Source organism: Paenibacillus oryzisoli, from assembly GCF_001653565.1.
Taxonomy (GTDB): Bacteria; Bacillota; Bacilli; order Paenibacillales; family NBRC-103111; genus Paenibacillus_E; species Paenibacillus_E oryzisoli.
Window position 1 is genome coordinate 242,384 of sequence record NZ_LYPB01000092.1, and the last position, 22,075, is coordinate 264,458.

The 22,075-nt window shown below is 42.5% G+C and carries 21 protein-coding genes; 5 read left to right on the forward strand and 16 right to left on the reverse strand.

Annotated features, from left to right (window positions below):
• Positions 1–29: 29 nt before the first annotated feature.
• The 10 genes from dnaK to gpr all read right to left on the reverse strand — a co-directional run bounded on the left by dnaK (position 30) and on the right by gpr (position 11,845).
• Positions 30–1,868: a molecular chaperone DnaK gene (gene dnaK, locus A8708_RS32490; protein ID WP_068670834.1), complete on the reverse strand. Its 1,839-nt coding sequence runs from the start codon at positions 1,866–1,868 to the stop codon at positions 30–32.
• A 60-nt stretch (positions 1,869–1,928) separates the two neighbouring features.
• Positions 1,929–2,492: a nucleotide exchange factor GrpE gene (gene grpE, locus A8708_RS32495; protein WP_068670836.1), complete on the reverse strand. Its 564-nt coding sequence runs from the start codon at positions 2,490–2,492 to the stop codon at positions 1,929–1,931.
• Positions 2,493–2,576: 84 nt separating this feature from the next.
• Positions 2,577–4,118: a TCP-1/cpn60 chaperonin family protein gene (locus tag A8708_RS32500; protein ID WP_068671062.1), complete on the reverse strand. Its 1,542-nt coding sequence runs from the start codon at positions 4,116–4,118 to the stop codon at positions 2,577–2,579.
• Entirely contained in the window at positions 4,115–5,143 is a 1,029-nt protein-coding gene (gene hrcA / locus A8708_RS32505; RefSeq protein ID WP_068670838.1) for a heat-inducible transcriptional repressor HrcA, read from the reverse strand. Before hrcA ends, A8708_RS32500 begins: the two co-directional genes overlap by 4 nt.
• 110 nt (positions 5,144–5,253) lie before the next feature.
• Positions 5,254–5,727 (reverse strand): N-acetyltransferase, encoded by a 474-nt coding sequence (locus tag A8708_RS32510; protein WP_068670840.1) that lies wholly within the window; start codon positions 5,725–5,727, stop codon positions 5,254–5,256.
• Positions 5,728–5,869: 142 nt separating this feature from the next.
• Positions 5,870–7,021 carry a radical SAM family heme chaperone HemW gene (hemW, locus tag A8708_RS32515; RefSeq protein WP_068671064.1) on the reverse strand — a complete coding sequence of 384 codons (1,152 nt, stop codon included), beginning with the start codon at positions 7,019–7,021 and terminating at the stop codon, positions 5,870–5,872.
• A gap of 84 nt (positions 7,022–7,105) precedes the next feature.
• Positions 7,106–8,920: a translation elongation factor 4 gene (gene lepA / locus A8708_RS32520; RefSeq protein ID WP_068670841.1), complete on the reverse strand. Its 1,815-nt coding sequence runs from the start codon at positions 8,918–8,920 to the stop codon at positions 7,106–7,108.
• 73 nt (positions 8,921–8,993) lie between these two features.
• Positions 8,994–9,404, reverse strand: a complete 411-nt coding sequence (locus A8708_RS32525; RefSeq protein WP_068670843.1) for a DUF3679 domain-containing protein — start codon at positions 9,402–9,404, stop codon at positions 8,994–8,996.
• 28 nt (positions 9,405–9,432) lie between these two features.
• Positions 9,433–10,668, reverse strand: coding sequence for a stage II sporulation protein P (gene spoIIP, locus A8708_RS32530; protein ID WP_068670845.1), 1,236 nt, complete (start codon positions 10,666–10,668; stop codon positions 9,433–9,435).
• A gap of 178 nt (positions 10,669–10,846) precedes the next feature.
• The gene (gene gpr, locus A8708_RS32535) at positions 10,847–11,845 is read right to left on the reverse strand and encodes a GPR endopeptidase (protein ID WP_068670847.1); all 999 of its coding nucleotides are present in this window, start codon (positions 11,843–11,845) and stop codon (positions 10,847–10,849) included.
• 416 nt (positions 11,846–12,261) lie between these two features.
• Between gpr and A8708_RS32540 the strand changes: the two genes are divergently transcribed.
• A complete protein-coding gene (locus tag A8708_RS32540) occupies positions 12,262–12,942 on the forward strand; it encodes a hypothetical protein (RefSeq protein WP_068670849.1) in 681 nt (226 codons plus the stop codon).
• 53 nt (positions 12,943–12,995) lie between these two features.
• On the opposite strand, the gene A8708_RS36925 is transcribed toward A8708_RS32540, so the two are convergent.
• Positions 12,996–13,127 (reverse strand): hypothetical protein, encoded by a 132-nt coding sequence (locus tag A8708_RS36925; protein WP_275667948.1) that lies wholly within the window; start codon positions 13,125–13,127, stop codon positions 12,996–12,998.
• A 475-nt stretch (positions 13,128–13,602) separates the two neighbouring features.
• Between A8708_RS36925 and rpsT the strand changes: the two genes are divergently transcribed.
• Positions 13,603–13,854: a 30S ribosomal protein S20 gene (gene rpsT, locus A8708_RS32545; RefSeq protein WP_056609803.1), complete on the forward strand. Its 252-nt coding sequence runs from the start codon at positions 13,603–13,605 to the stop codon at positions 13,852–13,854.
• A 101-nt stretch (positions 13,855–13,955) separates the two neighbouring features.
• On the opposite strand, the gene holA is transcribed toward rpsT, so the two are convergent.
• From holA to A8708_RS32570, 5 genes are all read right to left on the reverse strand, one after another.
• Positions 13,956–14,984, reverse strand: a complete 1,029-nt coding sequence (gene holA / locus A8708_RS32550; RefSeq protein WP_420848651.1) for a DNA polymerase III subunit delta — start codon at positions 14,982–14,984, stop codon at positions 13,956–13,958.
• Between the two features lie 196 nt (positions 14,985–15,180).
• Complete coding sequence (locus A8708_RS32555; protein WP_068670851.1) at positions 15,181–16,410, reverse strand: anti-sigma factor family protein; 1,230 nt, start codon at positions 16,408–16,410, stop codon at positions 15,181–15,183.
• A complete protein-coding gene (locus A8708_RS32560) occupies positions 16,407–16,955 on the reverse strand; it encodes an RNA polymerase sigma factor (RefSeq protein ID WP_056609807.1) in 549 nt (182 codons plus the stop codon). The genes A8708_RS32555 and A8708_RS32560 overlap by 4 nt, the downstream gene beginning before the upstream one ends.
• A gap of 862 nt (positions 16,956–17,817) precedes the next feature.
• Entirely contained in the window at positions 17,818–18,780 is a 963-nt protein-coding gene (locus tag A8708_RS32565) for a hypothetical protein (RefSeq protein ID WP_068670853.1), read from the reverse strand.
• A gap of 174 nt (positions 18,781–18,954) precedes the next feature.
• Positions 18,955–19,695, reverse strand: coding sequence for a hypothetical protein (locus tag A8708_RS32570; RefSeq protein WP_068670855.1), 741 nt, complete (start codon positions 19,693–19,695; stop codon positions 18,955–18,957).
• Positions 19,696–20,274: 579 nt separating this feature from the next.
• On the opposite strand from A8708_RS32570, the gene A8708_RS32575 reads away from it, so the two are divergent.
• The 3 genes from A8708_RS32575 to A8708_RS32585 all read left to right on the forward strand — a co-directional run bounded on the left by A8708_RS32575 (position 20,275) and on the right by A8708_RS32585 (position 22,074).
• Complete coding sequence (locus tag A8708_RS32575; protein WP_068670857.1) at positions 20,275–20,466, forward strand: hypothetical protein; 192 nt, start codon at positions 20,275–20,277, stop codon at positions 20,464–20,466.
• 249 nt (positions 20,467–20,715) lie between these two features.
• Positions 20,716–21,447, forward strand: a complete 732-nt coding sequence (locus tag A8708_RS32580; protein ID WP_068670859.1) for a hypothetical protein — start codon at positions 20,716–20,718, stop codon at positions 21,445–21,447.
• Between the two features lie 15 nt (positions 21,448–21,462).
• Entirely contained in the window at positions 21,463–22,074 is a 612-nt protein-coding gene (locus A8708_RS32585; protein ID WP_068670861.1) for a hypothetical protein, read from the forward strand.
• The last annotated feature ends 1 nt before the right edge of the window (position 22,075 follow it).

A 22,075-nucleotide genomic window follows, 5' to 3' on the forward strand; every position in this document is an offset into this window, starting at 1 on the left:
CTTTAAACTTCTATTTAGTTAGAATATGTTTATTTTTTAGGTTCGTCAACCACTTCGTAGTCAGCATCGACAACATTTTCTCTGCCTTTAGGAGCTTCACCTGCGCCAGCATCAGGACCTTGGCCTTGATCTTGCGAAGCTTGCTCATATAATTTAACAGAAAGTTGTTGAATCACTTCTGTCAATTCTGCAGTTGCAGCTTTAATCGTTTCCAAATCGTTTCCAGCAAGAGCTGCTGTTACTTTCTCTTTCGCTGCATTCGCTTTGTCGATCTCGCCTTGATCTACTTTATCACCAAGATCTTTGATCGTTTTGTCAACGGAGTATACCAATTGATCCGCTTCGTTACGAGCTTCTACAAGCTCTTTACGTGCACGGTCTTCTTCCGCGTGTGCTTCCGCGTCTTTCACCATTTGTTCAACTTCCGCGTCGCTTAAACCGCTGGAGGAAGTGATGGTGATTTTTTGGCTTTTGCCTGTTCCTTTATCCAAAGCAGACACGTTAACGATACCATTCGCATCGATATCGAAGCTAACTTCGATTTGTGGAACGCCGCGTGGAGCTGGAGGAATGTCACCTAGCATGAAACGGCCAAGTGTTTTGTTGCCGCTAGCCATGGAGCGCTCACCTTGAAGTACGTGAATCTCAACGCTAGTTTGGTTATCTGCATAAGTGGAGTACACTTGTGATTTTGTAGTTGGAATTGTTGTGTTGCGGTCGATCATTTTGGTGAATACGCCGCCTGCTGTTTCGATACCAAGGGAAAGTGGTGTTACGTCTAGAAGAACAACGTCTTTCACTTCACCAGTCAAGACACCAGCTTGAACAGCTGCGCCAAGCGCAACAACTTCATCCGGGTTAACGCCTTTGTGTGGCTCTTTACCGATCAATTTTTTGATCGCTTCAACAACCGCTGGAATACGTGTGGATCCACCAACAAGAACAACTTTGTCAATTTGGCTTGTGGACAAACCGGAATCTTGAAGTGCTTGACGAGTTGGTCCTAGTGTTCTTTCAACAAGGCTAGCTGACAATTCTTCGAACTTCGCACGAGTCAAGTTCAACTCCAAATGTTGAGGAACGCCGTCTGCTACCGTGATAAACGGAAGGGAAACTGTTGTAGTCAAAACACCGGAAAGTTCCTTTTTCGCTTTTTCTGCAGCATCTTTCAAACGTTGAACAGCTGCTTTATCTTTGGAAAGGTCAATGCCTTGTTCTTTTTTGAACTCAGCAACGAGGTAATCCATTACAACTTGGTCAAAGTCATCTCCGCCCAGTTTGTTGTCGCCGCTTGTTGCTTTAACTTCGAAGAAACCATCGCCAAGCTCAAGGATGGATACGTCAAATGTACCGCCACCAAGGTCATAAACGAGAATCGTTTGGTCTTCTGTTTTTTCCAAACCGTAAGCAAGTGCTGCTGCAGTTGGCTCATTGACGATACGAAGAACTTCAAGACCAGCGATTTTACCAGCATCCTTCGTCGCTTGACGTTGGCTGTCATTGAAGTAAGCAGGAACCGTAATTACCGCTTGTGTAACCGTTTGACCAAGGTAAGCTTCCGCATCCGCTTTTAGCTTTTGCAGGATGATTGCCGAGATTTCTTGTGGCGTGTAGTCTTTGCCGTCGATGTTCTCTTTGTGGTTCGTACCAATGTGACGCTTGATTGAGGAGATTGTTTTGTCTGGGTTTGTGATCGCTTGACGCTTTGCTGTTTCACCAACAACACGCTCGCCATCTTTTTTGAAACCTACAACGGATGGCGTTGTGCGGTTACCTTCTGGATTTGGAATTACAACAGCTTCTCCGCCTTCCATAACGGCAACGCATGAATTCGTAGTACCTAAGTCAATACCAATTACTTTACTCATTGTAAAGATGCCTCCTTATGTCCCACAGGGACTTCATTGTTTTTTTAGAAGAAATTAGACTTATACGCTAACTTTAACCATTGCTGGTCGGATGACCTTGTCTTTGAGAATATAGCCTTTTTGCAATTCTTCTACGACAATACCTTCTTCATGCTCCTCAGATTCCACTTGCATCACGGCTTGATGGAATTCAGGATTGAACGGTTGACCTACTGCCTCGATTGGCTTAAGCCCTTCAGCAGATAACACTTGATCCAACCCGCGGTATGTCATATCCAAGCCCTTCACCAATGCATCGAAATCCTTTGTCTCTTTGCTAGAAGACAGCGCGCGATCAAAGTTATCCACAATCGGTAATAGCTGTTCAATTAATTTAACCGAAGCATATTTCGCAAAATCTTCCTTCTCCGCTCTTGCACGGCGACGGAAGTTGTCGAAGTCCGCTTGAACGCGTAATAAACGCTGATAGTTTTCTTCTGCTTGCACACGCGCCTGTTCCAATTCGCTTGTTACTGTAGCATCCTCAGAAACTTCTGCACCAGCTTCTTCAGTTGTTGCTTCGTTGTCGGCTGCGTATGTAGTGTCAATGTCTTGTTCGACTGTTTTGTTATCTCCAGTACTCAATTGTCCTTCACCTCCTAAACATAATACACATGTATTAAACCATCATACGACCAATCTACTCAAATGCGCTTAGTTTACCCATCTTTAGTTCTCTTCAAAAGGCTGTTTCATCTTAATCACTGTATGGATACGCAGCACCGCGGCAGCTACTTCACCAGCCGCTTGCAGAGCGTGAATTTTCACATCTGTCGGATCCATGATTCCCGCTTCCACAAAATCCGTGATCATCCCTGTATCACAATCGATACCTAGGCTGTCCGTATCCTGCGCAAGCTGGGCCGCTTTCAGTTCTTCAACCTTCTCGAGCGGATTGTAGCCTGCATTCACAACGATTTGGGACAACGGCTTGCGCAGTGCGCCTGCGACAGCAGCCACACCAAAGCCCTCCATGCCCTTCATCGTCTCGCGCACACGTTCCAGATCATGCGCAACGGCCATCTCCGCTGCGCCGCCGCCAGGCAAGTACCCGCCGCGCACCGCGGCTTGGACGGCTGACGCAGCGTCCTTCGCGATGCGCGAGCGCTCATGCGCCGCTTCTCGCGTCGCGGCGCCGACGATCACGGTCACGTGGCCTTCGCCGTGACCCTGCGCCACGCGCACGCGCTCCAGCCGCTCGTCATACCCGGCATAGCCCGCGTGACCGAGCGCAGCGCTGAGCTCCGGCGCGCTCTTGCGCAGCGCCGTGCGCCTCACCGGCCTAGCGCCGGTATGCTCGCTGAGCAGCTGCAAGTCCCTGCGGGACAGCCGCTGCAGCACGAGGATGCCATGGTCGGAGCAGAACTGCTCCGCCTCAGGGTCAACCCCGCGGTCTGAAGCAATCAGACCGACGCCGAGATCCAGCAGCGAGCCGAGGGAGCCGCGGAAGATCTCACGGAGCTGCATGTAGCGCTGGAAGCCTGCCTCGGTGACCAGCGACTCCTCGCTGACCACTTCAGGCTCCAAGGCATCATGCAGCACAAGAATACGGGCATTGTGGCGCTCCTGCACCGGATGCAAGTTCATCGGCTTCCCATTCAGCAGAATACCGGTCCAAACTTCGCTGCTCGCTTCTTCATGTGCGAGCACGCTGTCCGCGAAGCGATAGCCCTCTTCGCGCAATTTCCCTTCACCCACCGCTTCAGCCGCTTGAATGATGAGCTTAGCAATATCGGTTTGCTCGCGCCCAGCCGTATAAGCTATTCGCTGTAGCGCGCGATCTGTAAGGCCAGCGATCTTACGACTTCGTCCCTCTAGACTTGCTACAGCCAATTCAATGCCCTGCAGCATGCCAGTGACTACCTTGGCAACAGGAACGCCGCGTGTAACTTGCGCGACACCCTCTTGCACCATCGCTCCGGCAAGTACTGTCGCTGTCGTCGTCCCATCGCCAATCTGGCGTTGTTGACTACGAGCGACCTGAATCATTAGCCTTGCAGCCGGATGGGTAACATCCATCTTTTCCAAAATGGTCACTCCATCATTAGTTATAATAACATCACCTTGGCCACCAACTAACATGGTATCTAGACCTTTAGGTCCTAAGGTTCCTTCGACAGCCGAACAAATCGCTCTGACGGCTGCTGCATTATTAACTAACGTTGAGTACCGTTCTTCGCTTTCACTGTGCATGGGTTTGACTCCTGTCATTTGCCATACCATCGCCCTAGGACCAATTCCATATGCTTCGATAGATGCTCCATTAAGCCTATGACTCTGCCATATTCCATGCGAGTAGGTCCCAAAATACCAATCGTTCCAAGCGGTGTACCGCCAATGGAATAGGAAGCTGTAATTAAACTGCAATTCGATATCGCTTCAATGCTATTCTCAGCACCAATTTTAATCTCAATGCCTTCATTTGACGGGGTAAATAACTTGATAAGGGTTGGTGCTTCTTCTAACAGGTCAAAAATGCTCTTCACTTTCTCCACATCCTTGAATTCAGGTTGTGTGAGCATATTCGTCATCCCACTAAGGAAAACACGGTCCTTCTCATCACTTTGAAGCACGCTCTCCACCAAACCGAGAAGCTCTTGATAGCCAGTGACATATTTGCTTAACTCATTAGAAATCTCATTGTAAAGCTTCGATTTAAACTGAACCAGTGGCACATTCTTAAGCCTAGTGTTCAGTATGTTAACGACCTTCTCGATTTCCGACATCGGCATTCCTTCGGGTATCGTTACTGTCTTATTTTCAACATGACCCGTATTCATCACTAGAATCGCAACAGCTGTTGTATCCGAGATCGGAATGATTTGGATATGCTTCAATGTCGTACTAAAAACCTCAGGACCGAGCACGATAGAGGTGTAATTCGTAAGGCTGGAAAGCATGCCAGCAACGTGCTGAATAACACCTTCCATCTCTTGAATACGTTCTGCGAATGCCCCTTTCATCGAGTCCAAATCATGACTATGCAAGGAACCGTGCTGGAGCAAATGATCGACATAATAGCGATAACCTTTGTGTGAAGGAATACGACCTGCGGACGTATGGGGCTGCTCTAGATAACCCATTTCTTCGAGATCAGACATTTCGTTCCGTATGGTTGCTGGGCTAAACCCAACATTCCCACGCTTCGAAATACTTCGCGAACCAATTGGCTCCGCTGAACGAACGTAATCATCAATGATTGCACTTAAAATCATGCGTTGGCGCTCTGTCAACATGAGTACCCCTCCTCCTCACTTCTCACTATTTGCCACCTTCGTTAGCACTCGTATTTAGTGAGTGCTAAATCCTAATACAAAAATAACAGACCCTAAGGTCTGTTGTCAAGTCAATCCAAACGTTTAAGTACGGCGATTTCGTCGCAACAATACTGTTTTTTGCAATGCATGCAGTCTCTCCAAACCTTCTCTGGGAAAATCTCCTTCGGAACGAGTGTAAACCCGTTTTTTTGGAAGAAAGCCACTTCATAAGTAAGTGCCATAACTTTAATGATTCCTTGGCTTCTAGCCTCTTCAACTAAGAAATTAACCAGCTTGCCACCAATCCCTTGACCCTTGTAACCAGGCGTCATTCCAAGTGAGCGAATCTCAACAAGATCTGGCCCCAGCCTTGTCAATGAACCGCAGCCTATTAACAAGCCATCCAATTCGGCGACAACAAACGTATCAATCTGATCTTGGAGCATTTCCCTGCTCCGCGGCAGCATGATGCCTTGCTTGGCATACCCTTGTATAATTTCATAAAGCTTATCGATATCACCCACCGAAGCTTTTCTTACAGACACCGTAGTTGATGTATTCATGCTTCTCTCACCCACCAATCACACAAAAATGCATAAAAGCCACGCTAGCGCCCTGCGGCTTTCCGCTGTTTCGCTTGTGGATTCATGAATAAATATACAACGAAACGTATAAATGCACAAGCGTTTTTTGTGTTCATTCAGTTTAGCTTAAGAACGAGGCAAAGACTTCATTTCCTAATAAAATCCCGTGTTTGGATAAACGGTAACCTTCTGGTGTTTGTTCGATCAGCTTCTTATTGATCCAGCCTTGTAACGTCTCTCCAAAGTGGGATTCAATGGTCTCTCCAAACTGGTCGATGAAATCTTGTTTTCGCACACCTTCTAGTAGTCGTAATCCGACCATCATGAAGTCTTCCATTGCTTCCTGAGGCGTTACTTCAAATTGTTCCATGATTGGCAGACCGTTTTTGGTTGCATCGATGTAAGGTTGAATGCCCTTTACGTTGACATGTCTCTGCCCATTCATATACCCATGAGCACCAGCTCCTAAACCGTAATAGGAACGATTACGCCAATACATCGTGTTGTGCCTGCTTTCTCGTCCAGGTTTAGCGAAGTTACTGATCTCATATTGCTTGTAACCTGCACCCTCCAACCTTTTCATGATGAGCTCATACATATCGACTTCTTCATCTTCACTGGGAAGCGGCAATTGATTTTTATTAAATAAGGTATGGAATAACGTGTTTTCTTCTACTTTCAAGCTATAAATGGAGTAATGCTGCAAGTCGAGTGACAGTGCCTCATCTAATGTTGCCTGCATAATATCCACCGTTTGCTTGGGTAACCCGAACATAAGGTCAATGGATAAGTTATCAAAGCCGAGCTTCTTGGCATTCGCGATGCTTCGATGCACATCATCTGTATTATGAATACGGCCGATTGCCGCAAGGATATCATTGTTAAAGGATTGCACACCGAAGCTAATGCGGTTCACACCGCCTGCTTTCATCACAGCTAGCTTATCCTCATCCGTTGTTCCAGGATTTGCTTCCATGGAGAATTCCACTTCCTTACTGTCCGCTGGGAAATACGTCCGCACGATGCGTAAGAAGCGTTCCATTTGATCAGGAAGAAGCACCGTAGGTGTTCCCCCACCAACGAAGATCGTCTCCACCTTCTGTGGTGGATGGCTCCGCACGGTAAGCTCCATTTCACGCTCAAGTGCGTCTAAATATTCCATCACAGGTTGGCCCTTTAGCACATAAGAGTTGAAGTCACAATAATGACATTTATTCGTACAAAAAGGGATATGGATGTACACCGCTGTAGGCGTTGCATAGTTAACTAACATAAGGGTATTCCTTTCTACTTGCTTGCGAATTGGAAAAAGCCAAGGGACAGCGTACGCTGCCACCCCAGCTTTGAGTTCTAACATCTATTCGTCGATTTTCAAAACCGCCATGAACGCTTCTTGCGGCACTTCTACACTACCGACTTGCTTCATGCGTTTTTTACCTTCTTTTTGCTTGTCTAACAATTTACGCTTACGCGAAATGTCACCACCGTAACACTTCGCAAGTACGTTCTTACGCATCGCCTTAACCGTCTCACGCGCCACAATCTTCTGTCCGATTGCCGCTTGAATCGGCACTTCAAACATTTGCCGCGGGATAAGTTCCTTGAGCTTGTCACAAATGATTTTACCACGGTGATACGCCGTATCCCGATGAACGATAAAGGAAAGCGCATCGACTTGTTCCGAATTAAGCAAGATATCCATCTTAACAAGATTGGATTTCTTGTAGCCGCTCACTTCATAGTCAAAGGAAGCGTAGCCCTTCGTTCGTGATTTCAGCATATCGAAGAAATCATAAACGATCTCCGAAAGCGGAATCTCATACGTCAATGTCACACGGTTCGTGTCCAAGTACTCCATGTTCAAATATTCGCCGCGCTTGCCTTGGCATAGCTCCATAATTGTACCTACATAATCATTCGGTACGATAACGGAAGCTTTTACATAAGGCTCTTCCACGAAGTCAATACGTTGCGGATCCGGATAGTTCGATGGGTTGTCAATCTCCATGACATCACCATTCGTTAACGTAATCCGGTAGATAACACTCGGTGCCGTTGTAATCAACGGAATGTTAAACTCACGTTCAATACGTTCTTGAATGATTTCCATATGTAGGAGTCCTAAGAATCCACAACGGAATCCAAACCCTAGCGCTGTGGAGGTTTCAGGCTCAAAACGCAAGGACGCGTCGTTCAATTCCAGCTTTTGCAGCGCTTCGCGCAAATCGTTGTAATCGGTCGTTTCGATTGGATACAATCCACAGAAGACCATTGGATTAATGCGACGGTAACCTGGCAACGCCTCTGGTGAAGGGCGATCTGCTTCCGTTACTGTGTCACCGACACGTGTGTCTCCAACATTTTTAATACCAGCAACGATAAAACCAACATCTCCGACCTCTAGAGAAGGAACTGATGACATTCTTGGCTTGAACGCACCAACTTCAATTACTTCGAAAACCTTATTCGTCGCCATCATTTTAATTTTGGAACCAGCCTTAATTGAACCATCGACGACACGCACGTACACGATAACACCTTTGTAGCTATCGTAATGTGAATCGAAAATCAAAGCTTTCAGTGGTGCGTCAGGATTACCTTGTGGAGCTGGTACCTTCAAACAAATTTGCTCAATAATTTCTTTAATTCCGATCCCTGCTTTAGCTGAAGCATGTACAGCATCGCTTGCGTCAAGCCCAATCACGTCTTCGATCTCTTGCTTTACTTTATCAGGGTCCGCACTTGGTAAATCAATTTTATTGATAACAGGTAAAATTTCTAAGTTATTTTCCAATGCAAGATATACGTTTGCTAGTGTTTGAGCTTCAATTCCTTGAGCCGCATCCACAACTAACAATGCACCTTCACAAGCCGCTAGGCTTCGTGAAACCTCATACGTAAAGTCTACGTGTCCTGGTGTATCAATCAAGTTAAGGATATAATCCACACCATCGTCAGCGCGGTAACCTAATCGCACCGCTTGAAGTTTAATCGTAATTCCCCGTTCACGCTCAAGATCCATCTGGTCGAGAACTTGCTCTTGCATCTCACGTGAAGACAATGCACCTGTATATTCCAGAATACGATCAGCTAGTGTTGATTTACCGTGATCGATATGAGCGATAATTGAAAAGTTGCGAATTCTTTGTTGTCTTTCTCGAATGTCCGTCATGCTAAAGACTAACCCCCACTACATGCAAATAATTTTCATTATAGCAGTTGTGGGAAGTCGGAGCAATGCACACCTAACCTTTGCCTAAAACCGCATCAAACAAAGAAATAAACAATTTAATGCCGTGGTGCGCGGTTATTTGTAAAAGATCACCTAATTTATTCCCTACACGGTTTAACGAATGGTCTTGAATGGCAACTGGATCTGTATGCTGCTCAGGGGGTTGTTTAGCTTTAGCTGCCGTGTCTTTAACTGAAGGAGTCGGTGTTGCTTTTGCCAAATTAGACGCAGTCCCTGTCGTTGTTGTAGATGTTACTTTGCCAGGTGCTTTGGTTGGCGCCGCTTGTACTGTTGCTTTGGAGGAAGGCTGAGGACCTTCTATTCGTTCCATACCGCTGGATGCCAGACTGACGCCGAACAAGATACAGAACAACAGCAAGAGTCCGAACAAACCAACCTTGATATAAAAGTGCCTCAGCCTCATTTCATTCCCCTCCTTAATTTCAACTCACTTACGAACTTTTAGGTGTGGTTATCGGTGCATCTACTTTTTTCGCATTCAAAATCACTTCGGAAATCGCTTCTGCCAGCCAATCTGTCGTTCGGTAGCATTCCTCGAGGGTATTGTAAGGCCCTCCCACCTCGATCAAAATACTATTTGGCGATATGTTCTGGTTATACAAACCATTGCCTTCGCTAGCTTCTTTCGCATGGATCCCTTTCGAGACCCCAGGGTGCTTCTCTTCCAACACTTGATGAATTTTTCTTGCAAATTCCTCATTCTTCTTCCAGTTTGGGTTTTTTCCACCGATTATAAAATACACCTGTGCAACATCCTTGCCTTCGATTGTGGCTGTTGTTTTGCTACGGGCTGCTGAATCGCGATGAATATCGAAGAAATACTGCAAATCCTTATGGGAGGCCATTGCTTCCTGAAGCGTTTTGGCCGAATATTTGTAGGAGTATGGATATTCAAAACCTTTAACTGTGCTTGGATACACCGTTGAATTATGCACTGCACCGATGCCATCTCTCTCGAGGTTCTGAGCTAAACGTTGCCCGACGGAGATGATGTTCACTTTATCACTGTAGGCTTTATCTGGATCTGTTACACCTTTAAGCTCTGGTAGGAAGGATTCATTACTGTGCGTTTGATAAATAAAAGCAATATTATCGCCAGCTGTCTTGGGTGGTTGTGCAACGGCATTCGGCGATGGGGAAGGCGAGTTAATTGGCGTTGGCTCCAAGGTCGCTGCCGCAGTTGGCTGTGGATTCTTAGCTTCTGCTTCCAAATCTTTGGATATTGGATTGAGATCGTAGGGGGCACTCGGATTCGTTTCGCTCCCTCTTACCAATACCGTCGACTTATTTAACTCCATACCAGGCACTTCACTTGCGACTAAGCTCTTTGGATCACTGGGATTAATATCCGTCATCATTTGAAAAGCGAAATGAAACACATTGTGTTGGGAGAAAGTGAACTTTTTCTGATCCTTATTTAAATGAGGGACTTCCATACCCAACATATCGATAAAAAATTGATTCGTGACAGATGCGGCGAGACCTTTCATGGATGAAACAGGCGATGAAGACATTAATCGGCTTTGTAGGACGCCACCCAGACCAATGAGTACGAATAGAGCTAAGGTCGAGGTGCTGAGAACAATAAACGTTTTCCCGACGGAACTGGCGCTCTGAAAGGTTTTGCGAACTTGGCTGAAATTCCATGTGGCTGATGTCCATTTCATAGTTACCCATCCTCCTAAACTATCTTAATTCAATCTATGAAACGAGCCCGAACGATAGAACTAGTTTTCGCTAGATTTTTTTAATAGAAAAGGAGAGGAAACCGAGCTGCCCGATGTGGGAAGATGCGAACGCCAAAAAGAACTGCCCCACATTAGTAGGCTCAGTTCTTTCGTTTCATTAATGGGTATAGGCAGCCACGTTATCTACATCTACCGCGTCATGTAAGGCCGCATTTAAGCCACTGGCGATGATATTGGCAATATCCTCAATAAACTGGTCAATTTCCTTCGGTGTAACGAGCAGATCATGTCCTACGGGGTTTAGTACTTCTTTCACTAGTTGAAGCCGCTCATCTTCGTTGATATTATCCAGAAGTCCAAAGATCTGCCCCGTATTGCTCGTCTGACCGCTGAAATGCTTCTGCATAAGATCAAAGGCATTATTCACAATAGTCGAGGCATATACGACGGTAGGAACACCAATTGCAATAACGGGAATGCCTAGCTGCTCCTTCGTCAAGCCTTTGCGCTTATTGCCGATGCCTGAACCTGGATGGATACCGGTATCCGCGATCTGTATCGTCGTGTTGACACGATCCAAGGATCTAGAGGCAAGCGCATCTATGGCGATGATGAAATCAGGTTTAGATTTATCCACAATCCCTTGTACAATATCGCTGCTTTCTATCCCTGTCGTACCAAGAACACCAGGCGCAACAGCACTCACGGCTCGATAGCCTGGACTCACATCTTCAGGTACCAGTTCAAAGTAATGACGAGTCACCATGACATTCTCAACGACGAGAGGTCCCAACGCATCGGGTGTCACATTCCCATTGCCCAGCCCGATGATCAGAGCTTTCGCATTTTTCGGAATTCCAACTTGCCTTAGAAACTGCTCAAACTCCTGAGCTAGCTTCGTGGCAACACGATCTTGAAGCTGACTGTCCTTCTCCCGCAATGCAGGTACTTCAATTGTTATATAATGACCCAGCAGCTTACCAAGCGCTTTGGAGCCTTCTTCATTCAAGACATTTATTTTGGTTACGCGAATCCCGTTTTCCCGTGTGAACTCCTGTTCAATACCAGGAATCGGCTGCCCCTGATTGGCTGCATGGGCCATATCCCTTGCATCAAGTGCAAGATCGGTCTGTGTGTTAAACATGCCTAAATCCATTGGAGGTCCCCTTTCATACTTGCGCTGTATTGCATATTGTGTGACAGATCCCTCGGCGTTATTCAGAGATGGGAACCCTTGAAAAGGAGTAGATTTGTCTACATCGCGCACAACTTCCACAGGGTGCTGGGTGCCAAGTGGTAGCTGTCTACCAGCGTGATAGCATGCCGAATCTATGTGATAGCGGTCAAACCTATGAGATAGATGTAAAACTTGTGTGAAACCGTTCTAACTTGTGAGATTGCTGTCAACCCGTGAATACAAGGAAATTGTTAATGATTGTTAAAATGGCATGGAAATGTTATGCTCGTTGCAACTGAAAATACTAGATATTCTCACGCAAAGCATGCGCCGTTTCTACTTCTCACTAGAGTTGTGGAAGCGGCGCTATTTTTATTTCGAAGGAGAGTGTTGGAATGACCTTGAATCAATTTGACTGCGAACACCAACTTTGGCTGAATGCCCATATGGCCAAGAGGAAAGGCGAAGCGCTAAGGAAATTACAAACCGGACATGCTTTTGCTGAAAAAGAGTTTCTACGTTCACTATGGTGGATCGCATTTGGGCATTTTCATTATTTACATCCGGAATATGAGATTGTTGACTTCGCGGATGGCAAAAGATATCTCGATTTCGCATATATTCGTGCGGGTATCCGCATTGCCCTTGAGATCGATCCCTATGGCACTCACTATGATAAATTGGATCGAAGACAATACTCGAATCAATGGGTACGTCATATGCACCTTGTGAATGACGGTTGGATCATCATCCGAATCAGTTTAGATGACATAAGAGAGCGTCCTCGTCTATGGCAAGCGTTGCTCCAGCAGCTAATTGGTCGATTGTTCGGGGAACACGAATCTACTGCAAGTCACTTAAGTGGCCAAGAAAGAGATATTCTGCGGTTAGCGCTCCGAATGGATCGTCCGATTAAGCTCGCCGATGTGAAAGACGTGTTGTGTTGCGGTTATGATACTGCCAGAAAGTATATTAAACGCTTAGAAGAAAAGAAATGGCTTCTTCCCGAAGTCAAAGGCGCCGCTAGGATACATACTTGGATAGTCGATACGACTCGCAGGCCGCCATTGTTGTGACGGTGTGGGGAACTTTTTCGGCGCTCCCTGAGGCTTAATCATTATATTCCCGCTCATGACCCCACATCACCCTCTGCACTTGCTCCTGCTTCTGCATTCGCTCCTCCCGCTGCACTCACTACTTCTTCTGCACCTACTCCCCCACTGCACTCACTACTTCTTCTGTACTTACTCCCCCACTGCACACACTACTCCTGCACATGCACATGCTACCCTTACTGCACTCACTCCTACTTCTGCACATGTTCCACTTACTGCAATTGCTCCATTTAGTCCGAATTTGCCCACTTAAATCACCTTTCTAGCTCATCAAATTACAATTAGTCAGAAAAAACACAACTAAATCAGCTCAAACTACCTCCACGCGTGAAAAATGGCATTTTAGTTCGGCAAAACCTGACAATTCATCATTTTGAGGGAAGAATCCTTGAATTAGTTCGGGAAAATCGGACTATTGGAGATTCTGGGGAGAGCATAAGCCTGAAAGTGAAAGAGGGATGAGCTTAATGTGACAGCGAGGCCCTGAGCAGCGACTGATGACCACTGAAAACCTATTGACAGCTCTTGCAATTTGAAATATTGCGTGGTAGAATACTTAAAGTTGTCAGCAAACATACAAATGTAACGTTGAACGTGTTTTGTAAGTAGGAGGTGAATTTCATGCCAAACATTAAATCCGCTATTAAACGAGTAAAAGTTAGCGAAAAGCGTCGTCTTCGTAACGCTTCCCACAAGTCCGCTTTGCGTACTGCTGTGAAAGCTTTCGAAACAGCTTTGACCCCTGAAGCTTTAGTTTCTGCTTCTAAGAAATTAGACAAAGCTGCTTCTAAAGGTTTAATTCATAAAAATGCCGCTAACCGCAAGAAGTCCCGTCTAGCTAAAAAGCTAAACGCTCTTTCGGCTCAAGCGTAATTAACGGACATAAAGCAGAAGACTAATCCTCGTACGAGAATTAGTCTTTTTTCCATTTGACCTATACTTTTCGGCGTAACGGTACATGAAACAATGTCTTCCTAGGCAGCGAGCCTAAGAAGAAATAATTCCAATCCTAACACTTTATCGATTTTCCCCGTTTTCATCTGCAAATCAAGATCAGCCAGCTCGCCCATAATCCGACTCAGCTTCTCCCCATCGTACTTTCGCGCCTGTCCTTCGGCAACTTTGACTGCAAAAGGATGCAAACCAATCTGTGAAGCCATCTGTTGCTGTGAATAGCCTTGTTTTCCAAGCTCCTTCACCTGCAACATGATCCGAAATTGCCTAGCGATAAGTGAAGCGATTTTGATCGGCTCCTCACGCTGCTTCAGAAGCTCCTCTAAGATCACAAAAGCCCGCTCCAACCTCACATTCACGATATCTTCAATAAGGATGAATACGTTCTGCTCCGTGCTCCGAGCGACCAACTGATCAATAACGTCAGGCGACGCTACGCCTTCGGCACCGATGAATAATGAAATTTTCTCGAGTTCAGCAGATAACGATTGCAAATTCCCGCCGGTGTACAAGATCAACTGATCAGCCGCGCCGCCTGAGAAGGCAAAGCCTAGCGCACTCGCTTGTTTAGCAACCCAATGTGTCAATTCCTCTGGGCTCAAAGAAAGGAATGGCACCGCGGCTTCCATGTCTTTTAACGCTTTTACAATTTTCTTGCGCTCGTCCAACTTATCGGCATCTACCGTAAACACCACAATCGTATGTTCTGCAGGTGATTTTAAGTAGGCAGTCAAACGATCCATATTGTGCTCTATCTTCGTATTTTCCTTAGCGCCTGTGAAAAACAAGGCATTTTTAGCAATAACCAATTTCTTCGGCACCATAAAAGGTAACGTTTCGGCATCATCTAACGCAGAGGAAAGTGACATTTCACTCAAATCGAATTTACTCACTGCAAATTCCCGATCCTCTGGCCCCATGAGTGAATCCGTTAATATCTGAATAAATTCGCGCATTTTATATTTCTCAGGTCCGTAGCACAGATAGACAGGTGCTGGGCGACCTGCTTGTATATCTTTCAATGCTCTTTTGGCATCCATGACTTGCATTCACCCCTCCTGTTTATTTTAACAACAACAAAGGGATTACGTCAAAGCCCGAAGACTTTGAAGCAATCCCTTCGCCAGTCTATTTAAACACCGACTTAAGGCCCTAGAAACCTTAACTCGTGTGGATGAATGAACTGTTCCATGTTCCCTAAGATAGTTTACGCAAGTCAGCCAAATTGGTGCATAGTATTTTCACTTATTTATTGGCTTCGGTTTTCTCTTTGAGATCAATTAGAATCGTTTGAAGCAATCCCTTGCTAGTTACCTCATAAAATAGCTTGTCATCCTTCGACCATTCCAACAACTTGATTTGATCCTCTGCCTGCCAAACATGCTTGGAAGCATATACAAGCTCAAGTGTTTGGGTATGTCGAATGACCACATGCGCATCTTCAATTGTTGCCTCATAAATACCCGTCGGTGACTTCAATTTAACATCCCCTTGAGGCACTGTAAATGAAAGTATACCTTGACTTGCACTTATTCGATCTGAATTGGATGGGTCAACGGAAGGTACCGGACTTAGTTTCTTGGTAGATGACTCTGTCGGCTTCGGTTCTAACGACGATTTCGGAACGTTTAAGCTCGCAGGAGGACTTGTGCCTTCTGAAGTTGAGTCAACCTTATCTGACTTTGGAACCGAAACTTCGGGATCTTTCAATCGCTCGGGAGCCGATGTAGATGGTAAAATCTTGTTAGTCTTTACCTCACCACCACTAGCTGGTGAACTATAAGCACCTGGTTTTTCTAATTGCGCATTGGAAGTAGCTTGCGCCGAATTACCACCATTATCCCTAGGCGTGTTAGCTGTGTCTGTTCCTTTTACAAACACATCCGTTGTTGGGGCAACAGATGATCCTACACTAGAACCAGCGTTTTCCTGGTTTTTAGCGATATGATTGTTCTCTATACTTTGATTCTCTTGTGAAGTTGCCGTTGCACGCTTCTCAGGTGCGGCTTTACTATCAGAGCTTGAACGCGACATAATTCCGTCCGCATTGTCGATAACAGGATTCCCCATGTTAAATGCGAAGAATCCGATAATCAATCCCGCGGCAACGACGCCGCTTGCGAATTTCCAAGAGAACTGTTCTTTAAATCGGCTCAAGCCTGTAAGCTTAGGCATGTCTTCTTCTACTTCTGTCCTAGCAACCATCGATGGGAAGACAACGACATTGTCTGCCACTTTCGTCTCATTTTGCTTATCCAATTGGAGCAGTTGTGGCATAATAGCATCAACCAAACTAAAAGGCGGCATAACCTTAGGAAGCTGGGACAATTCGTTCGACAATGCACTTAGACGCTCAAACATCTGTGCACAGTCCGAACAATGCAGTAGGTGAGCATGCAGCTCATTTTCTTCTTCTGGAGCTAAATCTCCATCTAGCTGTCTTTGCATGTACATCATCACCTCTTGACATTTCATCCCCGAACACCTCCTTTCTGATAATCTTGGAGTAACGACTGTAAGGTGTGTCTAGCTCGGAATAAGTAAGACTTCACCGTATTGAGTGGTAAGTTAAGCGATTCTGCAATTTCATGATACGAAAAGTCTTGCAAATAACGTAGAACAACTACAGTGCGATGGTGTTCGGGAAGCTTTTCAATGGCCTCTCTAATATCCTGAGCTAGGTAGCCTGTTAATATTTCTTGTTCTACATCATTATCAGCTGTAAAAGTCATCTCATGCTCATCCATTGAAACCGTCGGCTTCGCTCTGCGAAATTTATCGATGCAGATGTTCGTAACTATCCGCTGAACCCACGTTTTGAACAAAGCTTTTTCTTCATAGGAATTAATTTTGGTATAAATTCGAAGAAGAGCTTCCTGAGAAGCATCAAGCGCATCCTGTTCATTATTCAAAATATAAAAAGCCGTTCGATAAACGTGAGACTCAATTTCTCGCAATAGGGTAATGAGCGCATCACGGTCACCGGCTTGTGCTGATCTTACCAGTTCGGGTGCTATCACTGGGATCCCTCCCCCTTGCATTCTTACAGACGTGAGCGCGTCTCATAAGGTTGCATTTTTTTAGAATAAATATATTAATAACTTGCATCTATCAGAATAACAAATAATAAGCGATATAACATCTTTTAGACGTAAAAAATGAAAATTAGTTTCAAAATCGTCGATTTTCACAAAAGAAAATGCCCTAGAAGCCATTTCCTTCAGGAAATAATGCTGCTAAGGCCTGCTCCAAAACCATCTTCAAACAACTAACCAGTGTCTATCTATGAAATACGTCATTACTAGTTCCATAATTTCAATCGTGTGAAAATCCCCGAATTCCGTACCTCCATCTGCACTTCCCCCATTCGATCAGTGCGAAAAATGGCAACGTCCGCATTTAACAAGCGGTCCATAATTTCTGGTGAAGGATGTCCGTAAGTATTCATTGCACCTACCGAGATAACTGCTGCGGAAGGTTTCCAATATGTCAGCCACTCCGAAGTTGTTGAAGTTTTACTGCCGTGGTGGGCAACTTTAAGAACATCGATCTTGTTGTTCGAGGCTGTGACTTAACCTATAAGATTGCTTAAATGTAAGGTTATGCTTCCAATTTATTCTGGCAAGCTTATGCTTCTTAAAACAATAAATATCCATAATGTGTGAGCACATAAATACTCCTAAGAATATTAGACGCCACTAATAAACTTGTTTGTTTGGAAGATCGTCGATTTTTATTTGTGAATTCTAATAAAAAATAAAAAATCCGTAAAAACCATCTCACAGGCTTAATACGGATTTTTATATTCAGTAAAACCATATATAAAGATTACTCTTGAAAACTTTTTCAGTAGCCTCGAGTCTTAAATAATCTTTATAAAAATTAATCTTCGATTATTATCGCTTCTGGATGTCTCATCCTAATGACCTTTATTCCGTTCTCACAATTGAAGAATTTCGTAATTTTTTGTTCAACGCTATTGTAGTAATTTCTTTTCATTTTTATTGATCCAGAAATATTCCATCCTACCCCTTCGACTTCACCAGGAACAAATAGAGGTTGCAACATATAATGTGCCCATTCTATTTGCCAAGTGTAATTAATAATTGCCCCATGAATGTAATAATTCGTCCAACTATGTATTTTTTTTACTATTGACTTTTTTATTGGAAACACTAAATCAGAAGAGTTTTCATCAACTAAAGCTAAAAAATTCTCTCCAGTAATTTTCATTAATTTCCCATTTTCATCTATTATCGATACTATCCCAAAAGCATTTTTTAGTCTTATTTCTATTGCCTGCCTTATAAAGAAAACAGCACTTGGGAATGTAATGATATCACTTAGATAAGCTTCTTTTCTAAGAAGACTTTTCGATGCATTAAATATCTCATAGCTCATGATATTTCTTCTTCTATGGGTTCCATTCCCTGTGCTGATTCCTGTAATACATTCATAACCTAAATTCAAAAACTCGATTGAGTCTATAATCATCTCTCCTAATAGTAAAATTTCACCTTCTCTTACTGGTTGGTTATTTTTCAAGCAATAAATTACTTTTTCTTGAACTCTCTTTACTGATTTTATAAGAGAAATCAGGTTCATATTGACCCAAGTTGGAGTCTCAAGATCTGACTGAAATAGACACTCCGAGATATGAATATCTGAATAAGACTTCGAACTAGGGAACCATTCCTTATAGATCATATATAAAAATTTAGTGTATTTTTTTGATTTACTAGAGAATGATTCTAGGTCCAAAACTAATTTCTCTTCTGAGACATGTCTTAATAGCCCTTGTAACTCATAAATTTCAGGTGGTGTATATTCAAAGTAGTTTTTCATACCGATCCCTCCAAAAATGTTTTACATAATGCTCAAGTCATTTATAAATGAGCCGTCACTGGATCATCTACTACTTTTCAAGGAAATTACTTCCTTCTTAATAAGAACAACCTGGGAAAAATCGAAAGAACTGACAAGGAAAATATAATTCTTCTTTTATCAGTCTTACCACAATTAACCCAACTGCATCTTTTCAAGAAGATTAAATAATTCTTCTGAGTTTAAATTATTCGATTGCAATAATTGTTCTAAAGAGTGATTTGCATTATTGAAGTGTTTTTTCGATATGTACATTGCTAGTTCACCTGTGGTTCTATACACTTTTTTGTCTTTTTTCATTCGACTGTTCTCTTCACATAATGCTAAACAAGCAATTTTAGCATCGATATCGCAATATAAAAAATGTTTCTCCGTCTTCATTTTTCCATTCTTATTTTTTATTGGCTCTCCATTTATATCCAATGATAGTGTACTATATCTAATATAATTATCACTTTCTGATTGTTTCTGATTAATGTTTTGATAGATATCTTTCATTCTTGCCAATTTTAATTGAGATTTTAATACCCAATCATCCTCAGCCCTGGCATCATCAATCTTTAATTCAAAAACACCAAGAATAACGTTAGATTCCCGCTCTACTACGATAATATCAGGGCGGAAATATTGAATATTACCGTCTAAACATGTCGTTAAATTCATATCTACGAGGTACTTGTAATCAGACCTTTTAAATAAATCACACAAAAAATCAGTAAACATATCTTCAAAAATATACGAAAAAGTCGGGTTATTTCCACGAATTTTATTCCCTTCGTAAACACTATTTATTTTTCTTTTGAAAGAAGTTTCTCTCTCCGCTTTCAAATCAGTTACAAAAGAGATAAGAAGTTCTTGATATTTTGCCTTATCCAAACAATACCACCCCAACACACCTTTAATTAAGTGAATTAACAATAAATACTCTATAAATTAGCCATAATAGATCTTAAAATTGTTTTAAACCAAAAGAAAACCACCAGAACCCATTATAACATACATTTTATTCCACTTAACTGCCAGTTAGTAAAAATAAAAATAAAGTGCCGATAAAGTCATAAAGACTTTATTGGCACTTTGAATCCCTTGATAACTTACGTTTTTCAAATTCTAAGTTTACAAGGTTTCTACAATTTTGCCCTCATAAATCCACAATTTCATCTAACTTTTAAAAATTCTAATCCCATCTTGAAAAACTCATATGTCACCATATTCAGAAATATATATTGAAGTCTGTAAAAAGATGCATTTATATTCGGATTAGTTCTTGCTTCGTAAGCAGATATACTATGTTTGCTCTTTTCTGAAAATTGTATCATTTCACTAAATCTTTTTTTCCTCTTTTTGTAAATAAATTGTTTTATTTAGAAGTCCAACCTGAAGTTATTATTAATAGTATTCCTTCAAACTATGGTATCATAATATAAAATGATCGTAAAAATGGAGTGTAAAATAATGAACGAGGATGAATTATATACAAACGATGAATTAGATGAACTACTGTTCGAACATAGCGAAGAAGTATGTGGATTTCACGGAGGTAATCAATATGAACAGCCAACAAGAATATACGATTGGCGAATGGAAAAATTGATTCGGGAGTATAAAGCACTTAAACAGTTTTATTTAGAACAGAAGTTGAAATAAAAGAGTGGCAAAATGCCACTCTTTTATCTATTCTAAGACATGCCAATTCGGTTGACAGTTTCGATAGAATTCCAGCCTTATCCGTGAGCTTAATTTTATCGCATCCCTGATTCAATTAAGGTCTTAAGGAATACCTCGATCCATTAGCGTCTTCGAGGTGGAAATTAATAGTATTTTTATTTCCATACCAATAAATACCTGATATAATTTATTAGCTTATTTAATGCAACAGCTAATGGGGGACCTACAATGAAGGATTTGTTTAGTTGGATCAAAACAGTAAGAAAAGAACTAAAACTTATTTTATACTTTACCGTAATTTCTATTTTTCTTTTAGACTTTTGGTTATTCGATGTACCAGAATGGTTCCCATATGCAAATAAATTAGCCAACTTATGGTATAAGGTATGTCTTGCATACATTACTTCGTTTATATTCTTCTACATAAACGTACATATTCACTCGGAAAGACTTAAAAGCAAGGTTATGATATACGTTAACAACAAAATTGTTCCGATTTATAGTAATAACTTAAACCTGTTAACAGAACTTTCAATCACACTTCCAAATAAATTCACCGTGGATAACTTTAAAAACGCACTACAACAAATCAATCCACACAATACTGCCGAACTATACTACCACGGTAAACGTGTAATTTTCGAAAACTGGTTTGAAGCACTCGAACATTTCTACTTAATTAACAAAGAATTGATTCATGACACATTATTATTCAAGGAAAGCATAAACTCTGATGTTCTAGGTCTACTCTCCAGGATCGAAAACAATTTAATGAACCACGTCAATGTTTTCAAAGGCCAAATATCAGGGAATCCTGATTTAGAAATAATTAGTAGCGGCCTCTACAATCACACCATATTGTGTAACAAATTATTACTTACATTTAGAGAAAAACATGCAGAACATATAAAGGCTCAAACCGCAATATATAAAAGTGAAAAGAATAGTGAAGTGATCTAAAACTGGAGGCGTAAAATGGGAAATAAATATGAGGAACATTTCAGAAGTAGGAGGACTTTTAAATGTCCTTGTGGGGAATCATCTTACCATGAAGACCATGTTACTTACATGAATGATTACTTCAATAAAAATTGTGAAACCTTCTGCACTATGGATTGTGAAAAGTGTGCGATAATCTACTCCCTATGGTTTCATGAATGGGTTAAAAAAGATAAATTAGGTGCATATAATAAATCGAACGAAGAGTTTAAGGTTTGGGCTGAAAACGCAACGCATCAATTATACAGTAGGTATATTGATAAAATTGTTCAGTTCTTATCAAGTGTAGCTAAAACAACATGGCACAGCAAATGGATTTCTTTTGGAAATTCTGTAAACAGCATAGGTACATTTAGAAAAGACATAAATAGAGTTGGAGTTGACAATTATGTGAAATCAGAACTGAAGAGATCACTTAATATTGGAATTCTTATCGGGACAGTTCAGTGGATTAATACCTTCTTAACAGAAGATGATATCCAATTAATTTCGGAACATGACCAGTTTAAAGCAAAATTAAAACATCTACATGATCAGATGAGAAATAGTAAATTCGTTGGAAGGTTAATTAATTCAGAAGATATCTGAG